Genomic DNA, 20,861 nt, shown 5'->3' with positions numbered 1-20,861 from the left:
GCTCAGCCGAACGGGTGTGGGGTGTGGGGTGTGGGGAGAATACTGCCTTTTGCCTTTTGCCTTTTGCCTTTTGTCTCCTGTCTCCTGTCTCCTGACTCCTGACTATCACTGCGGGTTAATAATTGGGGCAGCGGGGAGGGAAGGGGAAGGTATGGGCGCGGGTGTCGGAGAAGCAGCCGGTTGGGGGGAAGTTTCGTTATCTTTGACTAAATAAATTGACTCCACCTGCTGACTGGTTTGGGGAGTAGCGATAAATCTACCCTCATCGACAAGATAAGTCATCGTTTCGGCGCGGATACTGTTGCCTTCCTGCAAAACGTAAACGTTACCCGTCATCACTAAACGACGTTCGCGGCTAAAATACTGAGCTTGGGCGGAAGTGGCCTGCATTTTGCGGGCAGGATAGAACACCTGTACGTTACCCCGAGCGGTAATTACCCCCGTTTTTGAGTTTGCCTCCTGAATATCCGATCGCACTGTCATGGCATTACCTGGTACAATATTCTGCTGTGCCTTGACTAGGGGAGAATTGCCCAATCCCATGACTAAGCTAGTAGAAACGAGGGCAACTAGCCATCCCCTGATTTTTGCGGATCTTGCTCTCATAGAAATGTCACCTATAGACGTTTGTACTTACTAACTAATCTAGCTTTTTAGAGAACGGGATGACTTTTGAGGATTTTCGGCAGAGAACAGATAGATCGATCGAGGTGGGCATGAGGATGTTCCTGATTGCTTTTCATCGCTTCTAGCACTGCCGGTAATGCTTGGGGATCGAGATTCTGTAAAAAGTTTAATAGATCCAAACTCTCCCCCACCAAGTGCGTCACGTTGATCCCCTCGTAATCGGGTTGATAGTGTTGTAAACGTCTAACCCCTTCTCCCAAAAGAATTACCGCTCCGCGCCAGTTATTATTTTCTAGATGGTAACAAGCGACAGCAATCTGCAAAATGCCTTGATAAAAGGTTTTTTCAGGCTCTGCGGACTCCATCCACAAAGCCTCTAGGGTATCATGACAAGCATAGAATTGCTGGCGATTAAATTCGTCGATTCCTTGCCCAAAAGCGCTGGCTGTCATTACCCTATACTAATGCCCCTTCATCGATTCGCGGACTTCTTGGATATAGTCGAGGGAAATTACCTGTTCTTCCCCAGCAAACTCGTTATCGGGGGTAATAAATAGCATACAGTGACATTCTTTCCGTTCCCGCATCGGCACACAGGGACAATTCCAGAAAGTATTTTTTACCTCCGCTTCTTTGTCTTCGTAGTGACGACAGGGACATAAAGGAGAGCCTAATTCGTCCTTATGACGCGCTAATCCCTCAATTACTACCGCTGTCACCGAGAGATCGCTACAGAAGTAAGTATTTGTACCTCTAGCGTACTGTTCGGCAAACTTCTTCATCGCCTCAAGACTCTTATCTGTGTCTGTGATCTGGCTCATAGTTATCTGATCCCCTTAGCTTTCTAAAAAAAAACTTTTTACTATCCTATCTCGATCCGCTTCCCCTTGGCCGAAGGGAATTTTTAGAATCTCTTTTGATTTTGCGAGCGATCCCCTTGTTAATCTAATACGATAAAAAGACTCTCTTTGGCCAAAAGCTCGATTTTTTGGCCAGCAAATCGGAATTATGGGGGCAAAGTTCCTCAAAACCTGTCCTTGATTCCTGCAATCCCTGTCCCCTATCACTACCAGAACATGATTTTATCTTTCTTGGAGACAAATAAAATTTCTGACGATAACACGCCTTGGTGGCTGAAAATTACCTCCCTTTCCCCCCACTGTATTTACTATTTTGGTCCCTTTGCTTCTTTTGAGGAAGCACAAGAGCATCAGGGGGGTTATCTACAAGATCTAGAGTCCGAAGGAGCGCAAGGAATCAGTCTTTCGATCGAGCGGAGTAATCCCCATTATTTGACCGTTTTTGACGATGGAAATCAGCATCTAGCTAAAACTTTTGCTTCCCATGCTCGAACCTTTTCTCGCTTTATTTCTTAAGTCTCCCTGTCCTCTTTGTCAACGGCAGAGCGATCGAGAGCTTTGCCGTGATTGTGGGCGACAATTACAGGCCTATCGTCAGAATAACCCGCTTTTTCTCTGGCGTGGTTCTATTCCCCTGTTTATCTGGGGACGCTACGAAGGTAAATTAAAACAGGCGATCGCTACAATGAAATATAATCGCCATCCGGCTCTCGGCTCTTTGCTAGGCAGTTGCATGGGGGAAACTTGGCTGCTGCGTCCTCCCCTCACCGATAAACGTTTGACGGTGATTCCTATCCCTCTCCACCCGGAAAGGTTAAGGGAAAGGGGTTTTAATCAAGCAGAAGTCATTGGCGAGGGTTTTTGCCGTTTAACCGGTTATCCTCTGGCTAGTCGCGGATTAATTCGGATTAAGAACACGGCAGCTTTATTTAGTCTGGCAGCCGAGGAGAGAAAAAAGACGATGCAAGCGGCTTTTCAACTGGGGAAAAATTTACCGAAATCAGTACCGATTCTCTTAATTGACGATATTTATACCACAGGAACCACGATCGAGGAAGCTGTGCAGGTTTTACGCACACAGGGATATCGGGTAGTCGGTGCGATCGCTCTTGCCAGTTCCAAAATTAGCTAAAATGCCCAGACCGATTCCGTCTGGGCATTTTAGAGTTAGATTAAATTAAGTCCGTTTGATCTTGTCGTATTGACTGATGAAAATCAAACCGATAGTGGCAGGGATCAGGACGATAACCGCACCTAAAACAAGGCTCCAGAGAAAGTTAGCTAAAGAGGGTGTCATGATAGATAAATCCTTTGTCATATTTTCAAAGACTTAGTTTTTTATCTTATCACCTTGGGCGAGAAGACCCCCAGTTCCACAGTCAGATAAATGCGATCGCAGGTTATTATAGCGTTTCCTAAGCTAGTGAGGTACACATATTTTTCTTCCCTTTTGACTTTTGCCTTTTGCCTAAAACCCATAACTTTTGTACCTCAGCAGACTGAAAAACGCTATATATGTCTTCAATCGCTGAAAATAAAATCTCCCTTGACTTCTCAAGGAGATAGGGATGTTTGACAATGGGTGATAGTTACAAAAGTTCACACTAGACTGGCAAAGATTTTTATGGCTACTGACGATCGCAAACGGCGCATTCTCGATCATCTCTCCAGAAGTACCACTGGTGCTGACTATATTCCCCAAAAACCGCTGCCAATTGTGGAAACTCCTCCGGTGGCAGCGGAACCCGTGGCAGCGCCGCCGCCAGTAACTCCTTCACCGGAATTAACTGCTAAAGAGCGCAAAAGAAAGATAATGTCCCATCTTTCCATGAGTAGCGAAGATTTTGGCGAAATTACTAGCACTACCCCCCAAGAAAAGCGTAAACGCCAAATTAACGACCATCTGCGCCAAAGCCAAGGATAAATAGTAAGGAGTGAGAATTTGCAACTAGGCATCTTCTAGACTGTTCTCGCTCCCTCATTTTCTGCTGTCGATGGGGATAATGACAGTTGTTGCAAATCAGTTCCTCGCTCTGGCAACAAGGGAATGTTAAAGTTAGTAATGAGTGCTTCGGTGATCGGATGACGTAATTTTTCTGTGGAACCCACATGATAAAAATGCTGTTTAGTATAGATATAAAACTTATCAGCACTCCAATTTTTTTTAATTAAAGGATTGCTTCTAAAATGATTACTGTGCCAAGTGGACAAAATAAACCGACAAGAAATATCCTTTAAAATAGTCACCAAACAATCTTCATCCTCTTCAGACCAAGAGTTAAAATAATCGACGTGTCTCCCTAAATAAGGAGGATCGAGATAGATCAAGTCTGTTTTTTGCCAATCAGATAAAGTCTCTCGAAAGTCAGCAACTTGAAAATTATAATCAGTTTTAATAAGAATATTTTCTAGGGCAATAACTTGATTGACTATTTTGGTAATATATGCTTGAGAAAATCGTTCTGATTTATGACAGTAAGGTACGTTAAACTGTCCCTTACGATTGAATCTCATCACGCCATTAAAACAGGAGCGATTGAGAAATAAAAAATCTAGAGAATTAGGAGCTTGATTAAATCTTTCTCGTACTTGATAATAATAACTTTCTCCCTGCTCCTTAAGAACTTGACCATTTTCTTGCAAAAAAAGCTTCACAGTTTTACTGGTAATAACTTGATTTTTTAGATTATTATAAAACTGGATAATATGAGTATTTGTGTCCGCAAGTAAAGCCTTTTGGGGATTAATATTAAAAGCCACCACCCCTGATCCAGCAAAGGGTTCTATCCAACGCCCAAAGCTCAGATCAGACACAATATTTTTAACATCTTTTACCAATTTAGTTTTAATTCCTTGACACTTAATCGGTGGCACAAGTGGCGTTAACTTCACTAAACACTCTCCTCATCAATAGTAATCTCTATCCACAGCAAACTTAGCTCATGTTGGCTCGTGAATAAAGGTCAAATCAGGGTAAAAAGTTTGTTGAGATAGTAACTCTATCTTTAATTGGTTACATCTAGCAAAATGATCAAATATGGGAAAAAGAAGCAATTTTAGGATTTTGGAGATGATTTTCGTATCAATAGATATAGTATATACTTCTAGGCAGTTTAAATTCAGTACAGCTTATCCCAGAAACCATGGTATCTTGTTAGAACAAATGAACTCAAAAATCTGGCTCTTCTCGGTTCTGTGTGATAAGTTTAACTTATATATATAGGATCGATCAATCTTGGTGTCCTTTGTGTCTTTGTGGTTCGTTCCACCCCCCCGCTAGGAAGAATGTATCTTAGAATACATTTTACCCACCAAACCCAAGAGAGCCAAAATCTCTCGTCACCATTCTTGTCAGAATTATGAGAATTACGTTACATTTAGTTAAGATTTAATTGGCTGCGGGGATTAATCTCGAAAAAATAACGTAAAATCCTTGACAAAAACAGCTAAATGAGTTAAGCAAAAATCTTTATCCTAGAACCACTAAACAAACATGAAACTATCTTGGAAAACGATTTTACTGTGGACATTGCCCGCCCTCGTGGTCGGTTTTTTCCTCTGGCAAGGCACTTTTGCCACCGCCACCAGTAATATCGGCAATAACACCGCCACTACCCGCATGACCTACGGACGCTTTCTAGAATACCTAGACAGTGGTAGGGTTGTTAGCGTCGATCTCTACGAAGGGGGCAGAACTGCGATCGTACAGGCCCTAGATCCGGAACTAGAAAACCGAGTACAACGCCTACGGGTCGATTTACCAGCCAATTCCCCCGATTTAATCGCCCGTTTACGCGATTCTAAAATTAGTTTCGATGCTCACCCGATGCGGAATGACGGCGCTTGGTGGGGATTCCTCGGTAATCTACTTTTCCCCTTTTTGCTGATTGCCGCTCTCTTTTTCCTGTTCCGCCGTTCTAATAATATGCCAGGCGGTCCGGGTCAAGCGATGAGTTTTGGTAAATCAAAAGCCCGTTTCCAGATGGAAGCGAAAACCGGTATCACCTTTGATGATGTGGCGGGAATTGACGAAGCGAAGGAAGAATTACAGGAAGTCGTCACTTTCCTCAAACAACCGGAGAAATTTACCGCCGTCGGTGCCAAAATCCCCAAAGGAGTCCTGTTAGTTGGCCCTCCTGGTACGGGTAAAACCCTGTTGGCTAAAGCGATCGCCGGTGAAGCGGGTGTACCTTTCTTCAGCATTTCCGGTTCGGAATTTGTGGAAATGTTTGTCGGTGTCGGTGCTTCTCGCGTGCGCGACTTGTTCAAAAAAGCCAAGGAAAATGCTCCCTGTTTAATCTTTATCGATGAAATTGACGCAGTAGGTCGTCAACGGGGTGCCGGTATCGGTGGTGGTAACGATGAACGGGAACAAACCCTAAACCAATTATTGACAGAAATGGACGGTTTCGAGGGGAATACGGGAATTATCATCATTGCCGCCACTAACCGCCCCGATGTTCTCGATTCTGCTCTCATGCGTCCGGGCCGTTTTGATCGCCAAGTAACCGTCGATGCGCCCGATTTTAAAGGTCGTTTAGAGATTTTAGACGTTCACGCCCGCAATAAAAAGCTGGCCAACGACGTTTCCATCGAAGCGATCGCCCGTCGCACTCCGGGGTTCAGTGGAGCAGATTTAGCCAATTTACTGAACGAAGCGGCAATTTTAACCGCCCGTCGTCGTAAAGATGCCATTACCCTCCTAGAGATAGATGACGCGGTAGATCGCGTTATCGCCGGTATGGAAGGTACTCCTTTAGTCGATAGCAAGAGCAAGCGCCTAATCGCTTACCATGAAGTGGGCCATGCGATCGTGGGTACGCTCTTAAAAGATCACGATCCCGTCCAGAAAGTGACTCTGATTCCCCGGGGACAGGCCCAGGGTTTAACTTGGTTCACTCCCAACGAAGAACAGGGTTTAACCACGAAAGCGCAGTTAATGGCCCGGATTTCCGGTGCTTTAGGTGGTCGCGCAGCCGAGGAAGAAATCTTCGGCTATGATGAGGTGACTACTGGTGCTGGTGGCGATTTACAGCAAGTTTCTGATATGGCCCGCCAGATGGTGACTCGTTTCGGGATGAGCGATTTGGGTCCTTTGTCCCTAGAAAGTCAAGGGGGTGAAGTGTTCCTCGGTGGCGGTTTGATGACTCGTTCCGAGTATTCTGAGAAGGTCGCTACTCGTATCGATGATCAGGTGCGATCGATCGTGGAACACTGCCATGAAATTTCTCGGCAAATTGTCCGCGATCATCGCGAAGTGATCGATCGAGTGGTGGACCTGCTGATCGAAAAAGAAACGATCAATGGGGAAGAATTCCGGCAAATTGTGGCTGAATACGCCTACGTTCCCGAAAAAGAACAGTTTGTACCACAGTTATAGGTTGATTTCAATCTATATGCGATCGGGTGGGTTAAAGCTCACCCGATTTTTTTATCCTAGTTAGGGTTTGCTGAATAAATGTGAAATGTAGGCAAGGTAAGAGTTTTGTGGCTTTTTTCGCGAAACAGGTGCAAGATTTTGAGAGAATCGTCGTTCAAAACCTTGCGTCTTCATCGGCCCGCGTCCTGTAGGGGCGAAGCATTCGGACAATCACCTATCGGTGAAACCGTAGATTTTCTAACCGAATGCTTCGCCCGTACTTTTTGCCGCAAACCCTAGTTAAGGGTTCAAAAACGACAAAAATAAAGATTAAATGGCATAAAATCTGTAAATAGACCATTTAATTGATTATTATTCTCATTCTTAATTCTCCTGACTACTGACTACTGGCTACTGACTCCTAACCCTAACAATAATTTTTTGATTTTTACAATTAGTCGTCATCGTCATCGTCATCGTCTTTTTTATCCCGTTGATTATCACCGTCTTTTTGCTGGTTTTCCCCGTCTTTATCGCTATCATCGTCTTTTTGCGGCGATTCCACCGTGGTGGGGACGTTTTTCGGTTCTTCGGCTTCTTTTCCTCCCTGACAAGCACCTAAAACCGTAGTCAAGGTTAACAGAATCAGCAAAACTAAGGATTTGATTTTCATGGTCTTTCTCCCCACTCGATCGATAAATATAACAATTTTAAGACTTTTGGGCGGTGGATAGTTTGGCCAATGCCAAGAAAGTGCATTCCCAGACTAAACGGGGTTGAACGTAGGCTAACAGCTGCCGGCGGGTTTTTTCCAAGATTTCTAAAATCGATCGCTCTCGTCGTCGTTGCCAATCCTCATACTGAAGATAACTCACATACCATAATTGGGTTTCCGTGTCAAGATTTTGAGCGATAATTTTGGCTAATTCCAGTGCTTGGGAGAGTTTTAGGGGAAATTTGCCGGAAGATCGCGGTAAATCTTGGGGGAGACTGTCGAGAAATTCTAAAGCGGCGATCGCTTCTCCGGGGCTACCTTGAGCTAAACCGAGAATTGCCGGATAATTGAGAACGCGAGCTTGTCCGTTAGAGCGCAGGACTTGAGCGAGATTTTCTTCCGAAAGACGCTGAAAAGGGATGTGTTGACAGCGAGAAACGAGAGTAGGTAGTAAAGAGGAGGGACTGGGAGCAATCAGGATTAAAGTCGCTTTTCCCGGTTCCTCAAGCGTTTTTAAGAGGGCATTTGCCGCCGATTCCGTCATGGTGTCTGCTTCCTCGATCACCACCACAGAGCGGGCCGATTCGAGGGGAGGACGACTTAAAAAGTTAGTAATCTCGCGAATTTGTTCGATGCGGATTTGCGGGGGAGCTTTACGCTTGAGATTGCTTTCCTGTGCTTCTTTTGCGGTGAGCAGTTTGCCTTGGTGTTGATAAGTGGGTTCAATCCAGAGTAAATCGGGATGATTGCCCCCGAGAAAGCGTTTCAGGATTAATTCTCTTGCTTCCGGCGATCGATCTCTAGTTAATAAGTCTTGACAGAAACATTTTGCTGCCAGATTGCGTCCGATCCCCTTAGCGCCGGCGAATAAGTAAGCGGGAGCGATCGAATTGACTTCAAGCGCTCTTTGTAGTAGTTCAATGGCCTGATTTTGACCGATTAACCTTGACCAATTTATCATCTTTTCCCTGCCATGGCTCGCTATTGCTGTTCCTATTTTGTCGGGATTTCTCCTCATCAGACCGGGTTTTTATACGATGATATATTAAGTTTGGGTGAATTTGAAATCATCAAGCGCCGGACCGATGTCTTGCTTTTATCGGAAGTTCCTAACGATGCTCTCTTTCCCCAGTTAGTGAAAGTGGAATTGTTTATCCATCCTCCCACTAGCTCGGAACTTCAGATCGATTTATTGGTAAAAAATCATGAATTGCCCCTGAGAACTAATAATCGTTGTCGGCGATTTTTTGAATCTATTCACCAGATTATTACCAACAATTATCAAGGTCAATCCCTGACCAGAATTACCGCTTAACCCGATTTGTTCCTGTCCTCGTCAACTGACAAAGACAGGGACAAAATACCATCTTATCACCGTGATTTAACTGGGGTGCTAACTTTTCCTTCCCTATCCTCTAAGAGAATTTGGGTTCTGTCTTGATCATCTTCGACGATGAAAAAATGCTCTTTTTGGTGCTTGATAGATTTATCGAGAAAAAATCGGTAATTGCTTTAATTTTTGCCTTCCTGCGTCGATTTGAGCGGAGGAAATTGACGACGTAAAAGCAGGGAATTACTCACTACCATAACCGAACTAAAAGCCATTAAAGCTGCTGCTAAGGCCGGACTGAAAGCTAGACCCCAACGGGGCAGTAATAAACCACCGGCAATGGGAATAGCAAAGGTATTATAACCCAAAGCCCAAAAAAGATTTTGTCGGATTTTTTGCCATGTGGCCAGACTTAAATGCAGAGATTGCACCACATCCTCCAGGCGATCGCTAATTAAAACGATCCCGGCTGTTTCCATGGCCACCTCCGTGCCACCGGCCAGAGCAATACCGATGTTAGCCTGTCCTAGTGCAGGAGCATCATTGATACCATCCCCGACCATAGCCACGATTTTGCCCTCTTTTGTCTGTAGGTCGGCAATTAAGGCGGATTTTTCGGTGGGGGCAACTTCGGCATAAAATTGGCTAATACCCAAACTATTAGCGATCGCTGTTACCACTTCTTGGCGATCGCCACTGAGTAAAATCACCTCTAAACCGAGTTTTTGCAACTGATTCACGGTTGTTTGAGCATCGGGACGTAATCGATCCTGAAAAGCGATCGCGCCGAGTAATTGTTCTTCCATCCCCAGATAAATCACCGTTTTACCCGCTTGTAAAAGCTCTTGAATCCCCCAGATAGTTTCATCAATTTTAATGCCGTTCTGCGCCAACCATTGCCGATTTCCTAGAACAATTTTCGACCCCTGCACCCTTGCAGAAACTCCCAATCCGGCCACAGTTTGAAAATCTTCCCCCGTCAGGTTAGTAGGGGGAGTAACCGCGTCTAAAATCGCCTGAGCAAGAGGATGATTAGTCCCACTCTCCACTACTGCCGCTAATTGTTGAATTTCCAGGGAATTAAGCTCAGAAAAACTCAAACAATCGGTAATTTCTGGATGACCTTGGCTAAGGGTTCCCGTTTTGTCAAAAACCACCGTTTGCAGTTGCGAGACGGTTTCCAAAACATCGCCCCCTTTAATTAAAATGCCCCGTTCGGCTGCTAAACTGGTTCCCACCAGTAGGGCCGTCGGTGTGGCTAAACCGAGAGCGCAGGGACAAGCGACCACAAGCACAGAAATCGCTAATTTTAGGGACAAAAGTAGGGGAGAAGTGGGTTGAATCATCTCGTGGTGTCCTGTGGTTGACCCTAACACCTCTGGAAAGAGCCTAGTTCCCCAAAAATACCAAAAGAGCAGCACAATTAGGGCAATTATCATCACTCCGTAGGCAAAATAACCCGCTACCCGGTCCGCTATCTTCTGCACCGGGGCCTTGCGAGTTTGGGCTGATTCCACGGCTGCGATAATCTTAGCTAGGGTGGTATCGGTCCCCACCTGACGAGTTTGCACTGCGATCGCACCAGAGAGATTGAAACTGCCAGCAATGACTAGATCTCCCATTTCCTTAACCACCGGCAGCGATTCCCCCGTTAATAAAGCTTCATCTACCGTGGTTCTTCCCTGAATAATCTCCCCATCCACGGGAATTTTTTCCCCGGGTAAGACGCGCACCCATTCCCCGACGCGCAGCTGTTCCACGGGAATGGCCACGCCCACACGGTCATCTGTACTACCAATTAGGTGAGCCACTGCCGGTTGTAGGGAAGTAAGCGCTTCTAAGTCTGCGGCTGCGCGATGACGGGAATGCGCTTCTAGAGTCCGTCCGAGGAGAATAAAACCTAACAGCATGACCGGTTCATCGAAAAAGCACTCTAGACCGAGATTAGGCAAGATAAGAGCCAAACAACTGGCTATATAGGCGCTACCTGTGCCTAAACTAACGAGAGTGTTCATATTTGGCATCCCGTGCCGTAATCCGCGCCAACCATCGATGAAAATATCGCGGCCGGGGAATAAAATGGCTAGGGTTGCTAAAGTCCAGTGAAAAGCAATACTTTGAAGGATGGGGATTTCTGGTCCCCCGATGTGGTGTAAGTGACCAATCAGGGAAAAAACCAGTAAACAACAAGCGATCGCTAATCGGTATAATTGTTGTTGCCGTTCTTTTTGTTGGTTTTGCAGCCGTTGATTTTGTTGAGAAAGGGGAGTCGATGAGCTGCGCGGTTGGGTGGGGAATCCAATCGCGGTTAATTTTGCGGCTAATTGCTCTGGTGCGATCGCATCTGGTTGGTATTCAATCACGGCAATTTCCGTGATTAGGTTAACTTGGGCCGATTTTACCCCTTGATTTTGGCTGAGTTGTCGTTCTACGGCACTCACACAGCCGGCGCATTTCATGCCTTTTACGTCTAGAGTAGCGGTTTTTAGTCCAGTTTCGGCGGCTAGGATCATAGAAAAAGTAGGCAAGGATGGTCTTTACTTCTATCCTAGAAATTCTCGGCCGATTTTTAAACTATTTTGGCCTGTAGGGTTACAGATAGATGAAATTTCATTACAGATAGCTGAAATTTCAGGTAGCCGATCTGGTAGTGGACTGACACAGCTAAAATAGGGCAATAGATAAGCTCAACTGAGGACATCAATCATGGGAAGATGTAGGCGAGATAAAGTTTATCTGACAGTCGCACAACGAGAAAACTTTGAACAAATCAGTGGGGGAGGGTTCATCACAGAGTACGCTAATCGGCATAACACGCTTATCGTAATATTATACGGAAAACTTCTCGCGATCGCTCCATTTGAGCGTAATATACAGAAAGATTCTTTAAAAAATGTGTATTTGGCGTGATATACGGAAAATTTCCGCATAATATATAGTTAGACCGCAAGTTAGAGACAAGGATACTTCCCAATAATGATTTCTTTGTATTGACATACCCCATGACTCAAAAGCTTTTCTTCCTCATCTGCCCTCTGAAGTAACTATCAACCTTTTTTGTCAACCAGTCAGGTTCACGGTATTGCCAGGATTTGCAAAACTTTATACAAGCTAGACACTTATTGCCATGATTGACGACTTTCTACCCGCAAGATTTAGAAGATTGCTTAACAACACGACTAATGTATACGTTGATATACTTGACGAAATAGCACCCTATATTGCCTCTCAAGTTCCCTTCGGTGAATCAGCTTGGAAAATATGTAAATCTCTATCTAATTTACAAAGAGCAAAATTAACAAGCTTTTTGTCTGAGTGCGGAAATATAGATATTAAAACTGGAATCGAAATACTTACTGAGGATTTGAGTGCCAACAATATTGAATATGAAATTGTGCAAGCATTAACCAATTTAAAGAAGGGTAGAAACACCTTTTTGAACATTATCGAGAGGGAACATTCTAAATGGGGAATATTTCAGAGTGAGGATATATTGAGAGAGAGCTACACAAAGGCTTTTATGGCAAGTAATTTGATAGCTTTTTGCTATCGACTTTTAAAAGATGAATCTATGGTTAAAGCGGCTCGTGAAAGCTCTATAGTGTACTATTATCATCGCATTTACTATTTTTCAGGCGTTGGAAAACTTACTCGTGAAACGTTGAAAGATGCACGCTTTCGTTTAACAGACAAAGGCATGTTCTGTAGTGAAGAAGCGGTTTCCAAAAGCTATAGGGAAATTCAGCAAGAAGAGGAGGAATTCATTGAGATGCTTGAACAAGTTTTTAACAAGGTTGTAGAACCATCATTGCCTGAAAGCTATGAAGTTAGCTATCATCCGGGAGGTTTAAGTACTCCCGGTGAAAGTTATTACGAAATATCTGTACCTTGGTACCCTCCACTAAGGTTTGAATAATTAGTGCGATCGCCGATCTCGTAGGGTGCGTTAATGAAGTGTAACGTACCGATGATATTTTGCAGGTTTATGCCGACAATTTTATGGGTTGCTCTAGAACCGGAAAATTCTGAATTATCTGTGGGAGTGTAATCCCATAGTAAAGTGCTTTATAAAAGCTCAACAAATTCGTCAACGCTCAAGCCGACTTGCCGAATAATTGCGCGTAAAGTACCTCGATCTAGTTCTTTATGATCTGGTACCGAGACTGTTGTTTTGGGAGCTTCACGTACTAAAATCATGTGACTTCCACGCTGACGCTCTACGGCAAAGCCTATTTGCTCAAGTGCTTTTACACATTCTGCGCCTGAGATAACACGTAATTTACTCATACCAGAATGACCTCAACCGTATCATTGGGAACAGGTTCACCCCGATCCTGTAAAACTTCGATATACAGAGCGATTGCCTCTTCAATATTGGCTAGAGCCTCCTCACGAGTTTTTCCCTGGCTAATACATCCTGGCAAACTAGGAACTTCGACAACAAAGTAACTATCCTCACCAGGATAGAGAAGTACTTTACGGCTGGATTCAGCTTGTGGTTTAACCATAATCATTGCTCGATAACTATTTGGTTGTTTCATTCAAATATTAACATTTTATGTTCTAGAACCAGTGTGATGCCGAAGGCACTGCGTAGCAGCACGCCGCTCTTGTAGGGTGCGTTAACGAAGTGTAACGGTGCGATTCGTTTCTAGGGGAATAAATAGCCTAGAGTGCTGATAAAACAGCATAACTGACAAAAAGGATGTAGGTGAAAGACCTACCCTGTAAGGGACACAGTGACTCCCGACCTGCCCCCAGTGACTGGACTCGGAAATCTAGAGGCTGAAGCGGGGAACAAGGACGCAATCAGAGCCAAAACAGATAGGCGCAAGGAGCGTTAACGGGGAGTATGATCGCCGCTCTTGTAGGGTGTGTTAATGAAATGTAACGCACCTTATCTAATGTTCAAAATTCGTGCGTTACGCTGACGCTAACACAGGCTACTGGACTGACACAGCTAAAATAGGGCAATAGATAAGCTCAACTGAGGACATCAATCATGGGAAGATGTAGGCGAGATAAAGTTTATCTGACAGTCGCACAACGAGAAAACTTTGAACAAATCAGTGGGGAAGGGTTCATAACAGAGTACGCTAATCGGTACAACACGCTTATCGTAATATAATACGGAAAACTTCTCGCGATCGCTCCATTTGAGCGTAGTACACGGAAAGATTCTTAAAAAAATGTGTATTTAGCGTCACATACGAAAACTTTCCGCATAACATATAGTTAGATGCTTAAAGGTATCTAGAGTCATGAATAAGAAATCCAAAGAATATCGACAGCTAATACTGCCTAGCTGCCTGCTTATAGGGCGGCATATGGACTACTTAGAATATTAAGCGTCGTTTCTGTCATGCACGGTGCTTGATTGAGAGTGTGTCAATTAAAGTTGGCTAATTTGTACACTTTTTCTACGTAATTGTGGACAAAAGTTTAACGGATAAAATTGACTTACTGTCATTGACTGCAAGCTGTGACAATCAGTATAAAGGAGGAACTAAAAATGACGTGGGCTTTACAAAAAATCAGCATCCCTGCTCAGGGTAATCAAGTAACTTTGGCTGTTGCTCAGGGTACGGTTGTGTTAACTGATATTGGTCATGGTTCAGTCGTTGGACTTCCCAAAGAAAACTGGGGGGTATTAATCAATTGGCGAACCAAAGCCTGGGTTTTTGGTTATGAGGGTGCCGACGGTTCAACACTTGGATTAAACGTTGACGAGAATGGAAATTTACATCCTAGCGGCGTTGGCACAGTAACTGAAATTAAATATACTGCCTAAGGGCCTTAGGGTAGTGCGATGCCGAAGGCACTGCATAGCAGTACGCCGATCTGGTAGGGTGCGTTAATGAAGTGAACGCACCTTATCTAATGTTCAAAATCCGTGCGTTACGCTAACGCTAACACAGGCTACATCATATTTGATCGCCAAGATTAAGTGCGATCGTTTATCTCCGTAGGCTGGGTTGACGGCAGGAAACCCAGCATTGCTTTTCTCTATCAACACTAACCAAAAGCGCGATCCCACCCAAAACACATCGACCCTTATTAGAAGCGGATAATTTCGATCGTGCATCGCGATCGTTGAAAACAGACATCAAATTCTCGAAAAAAGTTCGTTTGCCCAAGAATTAAGGGTATCTGAGAGGTTTTTGCCCAAGCAAAGGCTAGACGAACAGGTTCCAAATTCCCAATTTGAACATACACAAATAACCCTCGTGCTTCAACCCTTGCAAGATTTCCGGCCAATGGCAAGCGGACAGTTTGTTCCTCCCAAATTGCACCCAATTGCGGCCCGATGTCGTAAGGTAATAGATTGACCGTAGATCCGGTATCCAGCAGGGCATTCGCAGAAACAGAAAGGCCTGCATGACTCAGAGTGATGGGAATCGTGGGTAATGCTTCATCGTCGGAAAGGGGAAATTCGACTGTACTAGGCATGGGTAGATGCCTCTCGGTCATCCTGAATCATATGCATCAGAATATTGGCGGCTTCCGTGGCATCGTAGGGCGACCAAATCGGATACTCTGATGCGGAAAAGATAACCTGTAGTTCAGCATCCGGGATTTGTGCAGCTAGGAGTTTGAAGAGTGATAATTTGTCTGTCTGGCTCAGATTGTTGACCAGAAGAATTAACTCAGTGAGTGACATGGCTTAAACTTCTAGATATGCGAGAATAAATTGATCATAAGCGATCTGTGAGGTACGGTCTAACAATCCCGTTGCACACCGACCGTATCAGGTTGGTCGGTGCTGAGTAACAAGAACCACATCATGTCCAGCATCAATTAGAAATCTCGCAGTGATTGCGTAAACGTCTTGATCGAGAAGAAATTTCATTATTAAGCCGACACGAGTTTAATGTCTTCAGCCGCTACTAAAGCGATAGCATATTGCAGACAAGCACGAATGTCTTCAATTTGTAAATCAGGGTAATAATCCTGAATAATTATACTGAAAGAGAGTCCCTCATTTAGCAACTCAAGAACACTCTGCACAGTGATGCGCGTCCCTTCTATGCAGGGCTTCCCAAAATGAATTTGAGGGTTAACAGAAATTTTATACATTGTTGTCACCTAGTCGTAAGATGCCTTTATTTTAGATCACATTGCACAAAAAAAGCCGTATAACTTGGCCGTTATGCCGACCAGCGAGTCAAGTGCGATCGTTCCGATCGTAGGGTGCGTTAGTGCGATCGCCGATCTGGTAGGGTGCGTTAACGAAGTGAACGCACTAATTCCCTCGCAAACCCTCAAAATAAAGCTCAAATGCGATAGAATGAGGGACAAATAAAATTCAGAAAGTGCTGTGAGGGAAACCGTCTATATTGAAACCAGCATTATTGGCTATCTGACAGCCAGATCGACCCGAAATTTGGTTATTGCTGGGAATATCGAAACGACAAGGGACTGGTGGCAAAATCGCCGTAATGATTTTGTTCTCTATATTTTACAGGTTGTTTTAGATGAAGTCGCTAAGGGAGATACAGAGATTGCTTTGAAAAGGTTAGAAATTGTCAATGAAATGCCTTTGGTTGAACTCAATCAAGCTGTACGCAACTTATCCTCACTGTTTCTTATACGAAGCAACCTTCCTGCCAAAGCTTCTGATGATGCGGTTCACATTGCTGCGGCGACTGTCCACGGGCTAGATTACTTGTTAACATGGAACTGTAAACATATTGCCAACGCTCAAATTCAGAGGAAGTTGGCAGAGCTCAGTCTTGATTTGGGATACGAGTTACCCATAATTTGTACTCCTTACGAACTTTTAGGAGACTATAACGATGTGGCAAGATGACATTTTAGATGAAATTCATAAATTTCGAGAAGAACACGCTAAATCCTTTAACTACGATTTGGATGCAATGTTTGTAGATTGGCAAAAAAGACAAGCAGAAAGTGGCAGGCAGGTAGTCAGCTTACCACCAAAGCAAGGTCTAACAAGTCGTTGGAGCCGACCAAAACAGGATGAACCACAAGAATCTCAAATCTAATCTTGGCGGCTCAACTTAGCCGTTATGCCGACCAGCGAGTCAAGTGCGATCGTTCCGATTGTAGCGATCGCCGATCTTGTAGGGTGCGTTCCCTAATGCGGGATTTTTGAGAACGCACCATGCACATTGATTGAAGCTGTGAGGTTAGGTGCGGTGCTGCTCTTGTGGGCCCAGTTGAGGAATGTTAGCGAAGATTGCCAATGTTTAGGTTAAGATAGAGGGGCAAAAGTTGCCACAGGGTCGCTTCAATGACAGTTCGACAACCCCGCTACAGCAAAGAAGAATTTGCCCGACGTGGACACGAAGTCTATGAGTCTCAGGTACGCTCCCAAATCGAGGAAGGGAATCATGGGAAGATTGTAGCAATAGACATCGAAACAGGGGCTTTTGAAGTGGCTGACGACAGCCTAACAGCTGCTAAACAACTGTTAATACGTTTTCCTGATGCACAAATATTTGGTATTCGCATTGGACATCGTGCCGTCCATCGTTTTGGCTTTCGTTCCCCCAGTGTGTCGCCATGATGATGGGGAGCGTCAATTCGCGCCGAGAAGCAATTATTCAATTCGTAGTGCTAGGCGAAAATCACCAGAGGCAAGCGATTAAAGCAGTTATTGACACTGGTTACACTGGATTTCTCACGTTGCCTTCCGCTATCATTACAACACTAGGATTAACGTGGTATATGCAAGAAGAGGGAATCTTGGGCGATGGAAGCCTCTGTATGTTTAACGTATTTGAGGCAACTGTGATCTGGGATGGTCAGATCAAATCTATTGAAATCAATGAGTCAGAGACAGATCCATTAGTTGGTATGGGTTTACTTGATGGCTATGAGTTGAATATTCAGGGTTTTGCTGGGGGATTAGTGACAATTAAACCTTTGTCATAGTGCGATCACAATCGCCGTAGGGTGCGTTCCCTAATGCAAGTCCTACTGTTCCACCAATAGATTTTTGAGAACGCACCATGCACATTGATTGAAGCTGTCAGTCTAAGTGGGATGACGAAGGCACGGCCTAGCAGTACACTGATTTTGTCGCGTAAGAGGCGGGCTATAATGAACGGTGAACCTGATTGGTCAGAAAAAATTGACCAATATTTGTCTGGTGAAACCATTGACCATTAAGTGGATTCTAAGGAGCTAAGGGAATGACCTGGACGGCAAACCAACAAGCGAAAATTATCCGTACAGAGCGAGGACTAACGATCGCTGGCACGCGCATCACCCTCTATGATGTGATCGATCTCCTAAAAGCTGATTATCCTCCTAAACTGATTCGTGACACATTTAACCTCACGAACGCGCAAATTGACGCAGCTTTGTCCTACATTGAGGCAAACCAAGCTCAGGTCGAGGTTGAATATCAAGAGGTTCTTCAGAATAGGGAAGAAATTCGCCAGTACTGGGAAGATCGTAACCGTGAACGCTTTGCTCGAATTGCAGCAATGCCACATAAACCAGGACAAGAAGCTTTTTGGGCAAAGCTTGAGGAGCAGAGAGCCAGACGTGCCGCACAAAAACAATGACTTTCTTAGTTGACTACAACCTCGACGGTTATGCGCTGATTTTTCTTGGTATATTGGCAAAACGTGGTTGGCTTGAGTTTCAGTCTGTCCAATTTGTCACCTTTAGAGAGGTTGGATTGTCGATGGAAAGTAGCGATCGCGTAGTCTGGCGCTATGCTCAAGAACAGGAGATGATGATTCTTACTGCTAACCGAAATATGAAGGGTGATGATTCCCTTGAGCAGGTTATGCGAGAAGAGAACACAGAGAAATCGTTTCCAGTGTTGACGATTGGAAATCTCGATCGTTTGAGTGAAGCTGAGTATAGAGAGCGCTGCGCTGAACGACTGATCGAAATTGCTGTAGATATTGATAATTACAAGGGGGTTGGTCGGTTATTCATTTCATGATATTGTCGGCTACGCTTAAAAATTAGGGCGATCGCAGTCTTATCGGTGAGATGCACGGCATAACTTAGCCGTTATGCGGCAAGTTTCTGAATAGATCTCAATCGCTGTAGGGTGCGTTCCCTAATGCAGGATTTTTGAGAACGCACCATGCACATTGATTGAAGCTGTCAGTCTAAGTGCGATGCCGAAGGCACTGCATAGCAGTACGCCGATCTGGTAGGGTGCGTTAATAAAATGTAACGCACCTTATCTAATGTTCAAAATTCGTGCGTTACGCTGACGCTAACACACCCTACTGGACTGTCTCAGTGCGATAATGCAAGTCCTACTGCTCCACCAATAGATTTTGGGGAACGCACCATGCACATTGATGGAAGTCGTTAGACCGCTTCAATTTTAGGGTAATAGTTGCTAAGGTCCGCTAACCTCACCGGTGAACCCACCTAGGGAGAGGTTTTTGAGTGCTAAAAAATTATTTCCTCTCCATAAAGACGATAAAATCTCTATTCTGGAAGCATAAAGAGGCTTCAGGCAGATTTAAAGGCGCATTTAAGCCGTATAAATCGAATATTTACACTTTTTTCAGCTAATCAAGCCATTAATAGCTTGATTTATTTGCATATAACCGAACTAAGACAGTATAATTTTTTCTCCAATGTATTGAAATTGTTTTTTATTTCGTATAGAATACAATTCTAGAAAAAATACCTAGCAATCTCCCATAAATAAACAAAGGAGCCGATGACATCGTGATCCCTGATCCTAGATCCCCAAAACCGAAAACCCTCTTACCTTTTATTTCTCTAGCTACGGCTGCCGTCGTCACAACGGGAATCGGACTAACTTTTAGTCCCCTATCGGCATCGAGTAAGCTGCTGGCAAGTCCGGATAAACAGCAAGCTAAACAAAAAACCGTGGAAATCACCCTGGTTTCCTACGCGGTGACTCAATCGGCCTACTCAAAAATCATTCCTCTATTCGTCAACAAATGGAAAAGAGAGAAAAAACAGGATGTGGTGATTAAACAGAGTTATGGCGGCTCTGGGTCCCAAACCCGCGCTGTTATCGACGGATTAGATGCAGATGTGGTAAATTTGGCTATCGGTTCCGATGTGGAACGCTTGCAAAAAGCGGGTTTAGTTAACCCCGGTTGGCAGAAAGAACTCCCCAATAACGCCATCGCCACTCGTTCCGTGGTAGCTTTAGTTACTCGTCAGGGCAATCCCAAAGGAATCCGCAACTGGCCAGATCTAGCCAAATCGGGGATTAAAGTCATTACTGCCAACCCGAAAACCTCTGGGGTGGCCCGGTGGAATTTTCTGGCCCTGTGGGGATCGGTAACTCGGACCGGCGGCAGTGAAGCACAAGCGACCAATTTCGTCCGCAATGTCTATAAAAACGTGCCTGTACTACCCAAAGATGCCCGGGAAGCCAGCGATGTCTTCTTTAAACAGGATCAGGGGGATGTGCTGCTTAACTACGAAAACGAGGTAATTTTGGCCCGTCAAAAAGGAGAAACCGGTTTTTCCTATACTATTCCTCCGGTAAATGTTTCGATCGATCCGCCCGTGGCCGTAGTGGATAAAATAGTTGATAAACGCAAAACCCGGGAAGTAGCGACAGCTTTTGCCCAATTTCTCTTTACTCCGGAAGCGCAGCGGGAATTCGCCAAGGTGGGTTTCCGTCCCGTTAATGCTAATGTGGCTAAAGAGTTTAGTAAACAATACCCAAAAGTGTCGAATCTGTTCCCCTATACGGCGATCGGTAGCTGGGATGCGATCCAGAAAAAATTCTTCGCTGATGGGGCGATTTTTGACCAAATTCAGCGTTAATTAGTAGTAGGCCGTCAGCTGTCAGCTAAGTAAGTGGTTCTGATTAATTGATCCCCCCTTAATCCCCCCTTAATAAGCTATCCCTTATAGGGATCTTTCTTAACAATTTTTGCAGTAAGCACTCCAACCCTTATCCTGACTTGATTTCAGTTTTTTCTTTGTCAGTAAGGGTGTCAACAAGGAATATTACAAATTGTTAACCGAGTCTTGAAA

General features: G+C 44.4%; 28 protein-coding genes. 14 read left to right on the top strand and 14 right to left on the bottom strand.

The genetic code is table 11. The features are described from left to right. Positions 1-105: 105 nt before the first annotated feature. Genes ACOCD9_RS00950 through ACOCD9_RS00940 form a run of 3 tightly spaced genes read right to left on the bottom strand, consistent with a single transcriptional unit; the run spans position 106 to position 1,448 of the window. Positions 106-606 carry an LptA/OstA family protein gene (locus tag ACOCD9_RS00950; protein WP_052276045.1) on the bottom strand — a complete coding sequence of 167 codons (501 nt, stop codon included), beginning with the start codon at positions 604-606 and terminating at the stop codon, positions 106-108. Between the two features lie 47 nt (positions 607-653). After that, entirely contained in the window at positions 654-1,079 is a 426-nt protein-coding gene (locus tag ACOCD9_RS00945) for a DUF309 domain-containing protein (RefSeq protein WP_002803089.1), read from the bottom strand. A 9-nt stretch (positions 1,080-1,088) separates the two neighbouring features. Next, entirely contained in the window at positions 1,089-1,448 is a 360-nt protein-coding gene (locus ACOCD9_RS00940) for a ferredoxin-thioredoxin reductase catalytic domain-containing protein (protein WP_287699763.1), read from the bottom strand. Between the two features lie 255 nt (positions 1,449-1,703). On the opposite strand from ACOCD9_RS00940, the gene ACOCD9_RS00935 reads away from it, so the two are divergent. Then, the gene (locus ACOCD9_RS00935) at positions 1,704-2,003 is read left to right on the top strand and encodes a DUF1816 domain-containing protein (protein ID WP_287699764.1); all 300 of its coding nucleotides are present in this window, start codon (positions 1,704-1,706) and stop codon (positions 2,001-2,003) included. Next, a complete protein-coding gene (locus tag ACOCD9_RS00930; protein ID WP_419546162.1) occupies positions 1,972-2,619 on the top strand; it encodes a ComF family protein in 648 nt (215 codons plus the stop codon). The genes ACOCD9_RS00935 and ACOCD9_RS00930 overlap by 32 nt, the downstream gene beginning before the upstream one ends. A gap of 45 nt (positions 2,620-2,664) precedes the next feature. On the opposite strand, the gene psbX is transcribed toward ACOCD9_RS00930, so the two are convergent. Further along, complete coding sequence (gene psbX, locus ACOCD9_RS00925) at positions 2,665-2,784, bottom strand: photosystem II reaction center X protein (RefSeq protein ID WP_002733679.1); 120 nt, start codon at positions 2,782-2,784, stop codon at positions 2,665-2,667. 327 nt (positions 2,785-3,111) lie between these two features. Here psbX and ACOCD9_RS00920 point away from each other — a divergent pair, with 327 nt between their 5' ends. Next, on the top strand, positions 3,112-3,411 hold the full coding sequence (locus ACOCD9_RS00920; RefSeq protein ID WP_002803105.1) for a hypothetical protein: 300 nt from the start codon (positions 3,112-3,114) through the stop codon (positions 3,409-3,411). Positions 3,412-3,446: 35 nt separating this feature from the next. Here the strand turns inward: ACOCD9_RS00920 and ACOCD9_RS00915 are convergent, their stop codons facing one another. Beyond that, positions 3,447-4,379 (bottom strand): DNA adenine methylase, encoded by a 933-nt coding sequence (locus tag ACOCD9_RS00915; RefSeq protein ID WP_287699766.1) that lies wholly within the window; start codon positions 4,377-4,379, stop codon positions 3,447-3,449. A 48-nt stretch (positions 4,380-4,427) separates the two neighbouring features. Next, positions 4,428-4,541 (bottom strand): type II restriction endonuclease, encoded by a 114-nt coding sequence (locus tag ACOCD9_RS00910; protein WP_287699767.1) that lies wholly within the window; start codon positions 4,539-4,541, stop codon positions 4,428-4,430. A 439-nt stretch (positions 4,542-4,980) separates the two neighbouring features. Between ACOCD9_RS00910 and ftsH2 the strand changes: the two genes are divergently transcribed. Continuing rightward, on the top strand, positions 4,981-6,867 hold the full coding sequence (gene ftsH2, locus ACOCD9_RS00905; protein WP_016515060.1) for an ATP-dependent zinc metalloprotease FtsH2: 1,887 nt from the start codon (positions 4,981-4,983) through the stop codon (positions 6,865-6,867). Between the two features lie 433 nt (positions 6,868-7,300). On the opposite strand, the gene ACOCD9_RS00900 is transcribed toward ftsH2, so the two are convergent. Continuing rightward, the gene (locus ACOCD9_RS00900) at positions 7,301-7,519 is read right to left on the bottom strand and encodes a neurohypophysial hormones like protein (protein ID WP_419546161.1); all 219 of its coding nucleotides are present in this window, start codon (positions 7,517-7,519) and stop codon (positions 7,301-7,303) included. Between the two features lie 37 nt (positions 7,520-7,556). Continuing rightward, entirely contained in the window at positions 7,557-8,522 is a 966-nt protein-coding gene (gene holB, locus ACOCD9_RS00895) for a DNA polymerase III subunit delta' (protein WP_419546160.1), read from the bottom strand. 12 nt (positions 8,523-8,534) lie between these two features. Here holB and ACOCD9_RS00890 point away from each other — a divergent pair, with 12 nt between their 5' ends. Continuing rightward, positions 8,535-8,876 (top strand): hypothetical protein, encoded by a 342-nt coding sequence (locus tag ACOCD9_RS00890; protein WP_194014184.1) that lies wholly within the window; start codon positions 8,535-8,537, stop codon positions 8,874-8,876. Between the two features lie 197 nt (positions 8,877-9,073). Here the strand turns inward: ACOCD9_RS00890 and ACOCD9_RS00885 are convergent, their stop codons facing one another. Continuing rightward, entirely contained in the window at positions 9,074-11,404 is a 2,331-nt protein-coding gene (locus ACOCD9_RS00885) for a heavy metal translocating P-type ATPase (RefSeq protein WP_419546159.1), read from the bottom strand. A 614-nt stretch (positions 11,405-12,018) separates the two neighbouring features. Between ACOCD9_RS00885 and ACOCD9_RS00880 the strand changes: the two genes are divergently transcribed. Next, the gene (locus tag ACOCD9_RS00880) at positions 12,019-12,807 is read left to right on the top strand and encodes a hypothetical protein (RefSeq protein WP_419546158.1); all 789 of its coding nucleotides are present in this window, start codon (positions 12,019-12,021) and stop codon (positions 12,805-12,807) included. 149 nt (positions 12,808-12,956) lie between these two features. On the opposite strand, the gene ACOCD9_RS00875 is transcribed toward ACOCD9_RS00880, so the two are convergent. After that, positions 12,957-13,178 (bottom strand): type II toxin-antitoxin system HicA family toxin, encoded by a 222-nt coding sequence (locus ACOCD9_RS00875; RefSeq protein ID WP_008195914.1) that lies wholly within the window; start codon positions 13,176-13,178, stop codon positions 12,957-12,959. After that, positions 13,175-13,399: a type II toxin-antitoxin system HicB family antitoxin gene (locus ACOCD9_RS00870; protein WP_002779120.1), complete on the bottom strand. Its 225-nt coding sequence runs from the start codon at positions 13,397-13,399 to the stop codon at positions 13,175-13,177. The genes ACOCD9_RS00875 and ACOCD9_RS00870 overlap by 4 nt, the downstream gene beginning before the upstream one ends. Before the next feature lie 1,004 nt (positions 13,400-14,403). Here ACOCD9_RS00870 and ACOCD9_RS00865 point away from each other — a divergent pair. After that, positions 14,404-14,682, top strand: a complete 279-nt coding sequence (locus ACOCD9_RS00865) for a hypothetical protein (RefSeq protein ID WP_104397832.1) — start codon at positions 14,404-14,406, stop codon at positions 14,680-14,682. Positions 14,683-14,948: 266 nt separating this feature from the next. Here the strand turns inward: ACOCD9_RS00865 and ACOCD9_RS00860 are convergent, their stop codons facing one another. The 3 genes from ACOCD9_RS00860 to ACOCD9_RS00850 all read right to left on the bottom strand — a co-directional run bounded on the left by ACOCD9_RS00860 (position 14,949) and on the right by ACOCD9_RS00850 (position 15,968). Continuing rightward, positions 14,949-15,341, bottom strand: coding sequence for a hypothetical protein (locus ACOCD9_RS00860; RefSeq protein WP_002753443.1), 393 nt, complete (start codon positions 15,339-15,341; stop codon positions 14,949-14,951). Further along, entirely contained in the window at positions 15,334-15,552 is a 219-nt protein-coding gene (locus ACOCD9_RS00855; protein ID WP_002753442.1) for a hypothetical protein, read from the bottom strand. Before ACOCD9_RS00855 ends, ACOCD9_RS00860 begins: the two co-directional genes overlap by 8 nt. Positions 15,553-15,743: 191 nt before the next feature. Beyond that, positions 15,744-15,968 carry a DUF433 domain-containing protein gene (locus ACOCD9_RS00850; RefSeq protein ID WP_002753441.1) on the bottom strand — a complete coding sequence of 75 codons (225 nt, stop codon included), beginning with the start codon at positions 15,966-15,968 and terminating at the stop codon, positions 15,744-15,746. 241 nt (positions 15,969-16,209) lie between these two features. Between ACOCD9_RS00850 and ACOCD9_RS00845 the strand changes: the two genes are divergently transcribed. The 7 genes from ACOCD9_RS00845 (at position 16,210) to ACOCD9_RS00815 (ending at position 20,648) form a co-directional block, all read left to right on the top strand. Continuing rightward, entirely contained in the window at positions 16,210-16,701 is a 492-nt protein-coding gene (locus ACOCD9_RS00845; protein WP_419546157.1) for a type II toxin-antitoxin system VapC family toxin, read from the top strand. Continuing rightward, positions 16,688-16,897, top strand: a complete 210-nt coding sequence (locus tag ACOCD9_RS00840; RefSeq protein WP_002732654.1) for a hypothetical protein — start codon at positions 16,688-16,690, stop codon at positions 16,895-16,897. Before ACOCD9_RS00845 ends, ACOCD9_RS00840 begins: the two co-directional genes overlap by 14 nt. Positions 16,898-17,145: 248 nt before the next feature. Beyond that, on the top strand, positions 17,146-17,421 hold the full coding sequence (locus tag ACOCD9_RS00835; protein ID WP_002733756.1) for a hypothetical protein: 276 nt from the start codon (positions 17,146-17,148) through the stop codon (positions 17,419-17,421). Then, positions 17,418-17,789 carry a hypothetical protein gene (locus ACOCD9_RS00830; RefSeq protein WP_002793820.1) on the top strand — a complete coding sequence of 124 codons (372 nt, stop codon included), beginning with the start codon at positions 17,418-17,420 and terminating at the stop codon, positions 17,787-17,789. Before ACOCD9_RS00835 ends, ACOCD9_RS00830 begins: the two co-directional genes overlap by 4 nt. Positions 17,790-18,049: 260 nt before the next feature. Further along, positions 18,050-18,427 (top strand): DUF433 domain-containing protein, encoded by a 378-nt coding sequence (locus ACOCD9_RS00825; protein WP_002734748.1) that lies wholly within the window; start codon positions 18,050-18,052, stop codon positions 18,425-18,427. Beyond that, positions 18,424-18,816 (top strand): DUF5615 family PIN-like protein, encoded by a 393-nt coding sequence (locus ACOCD9_RS00820; protein ID WP_287701071.1) that lies wholly within the window; start codon positions 18,424-18,426, stop codon positions 18,814-18,816. The genes ACOCD9_RS00825 and ACOCD9_RS00820 overlap by 4 nt, the downstream gene beginning before the upstream one ends. Before the next feature lie 749 nt (positions 18,817-19,565). Next, on the top strand, positions 19,566-20,648 hold the full coding sequence (locus ACOCD9_RS00815; protein WP_419546156.1) for a sulfate ABC transporter substrate-binding protein: 1,083 nt from the start codon (positions 19,566-19,568) through the stop codon (positions 20,646-20,648). Positions 20,649-20,861: the final 213 nt, after the last annotated feature.

Origin of the sequence: Microcystis sp. (assembly GCF_048564745.1) — a bacterium.
In the GTDB taxonomy this organism is placed as follows: Bacteria; Cyanobacteriota; Cyanobacteriia; order Cyanobacteriales; family Microcystaceae; genus Microcystis; species Microcystis ichthyoblabe_A.
The sequence above is the reverse complement of the archived record's forward strand: the minus strand, read 5'-3'. Positions and strand labels throughout refer to the sequence as shown.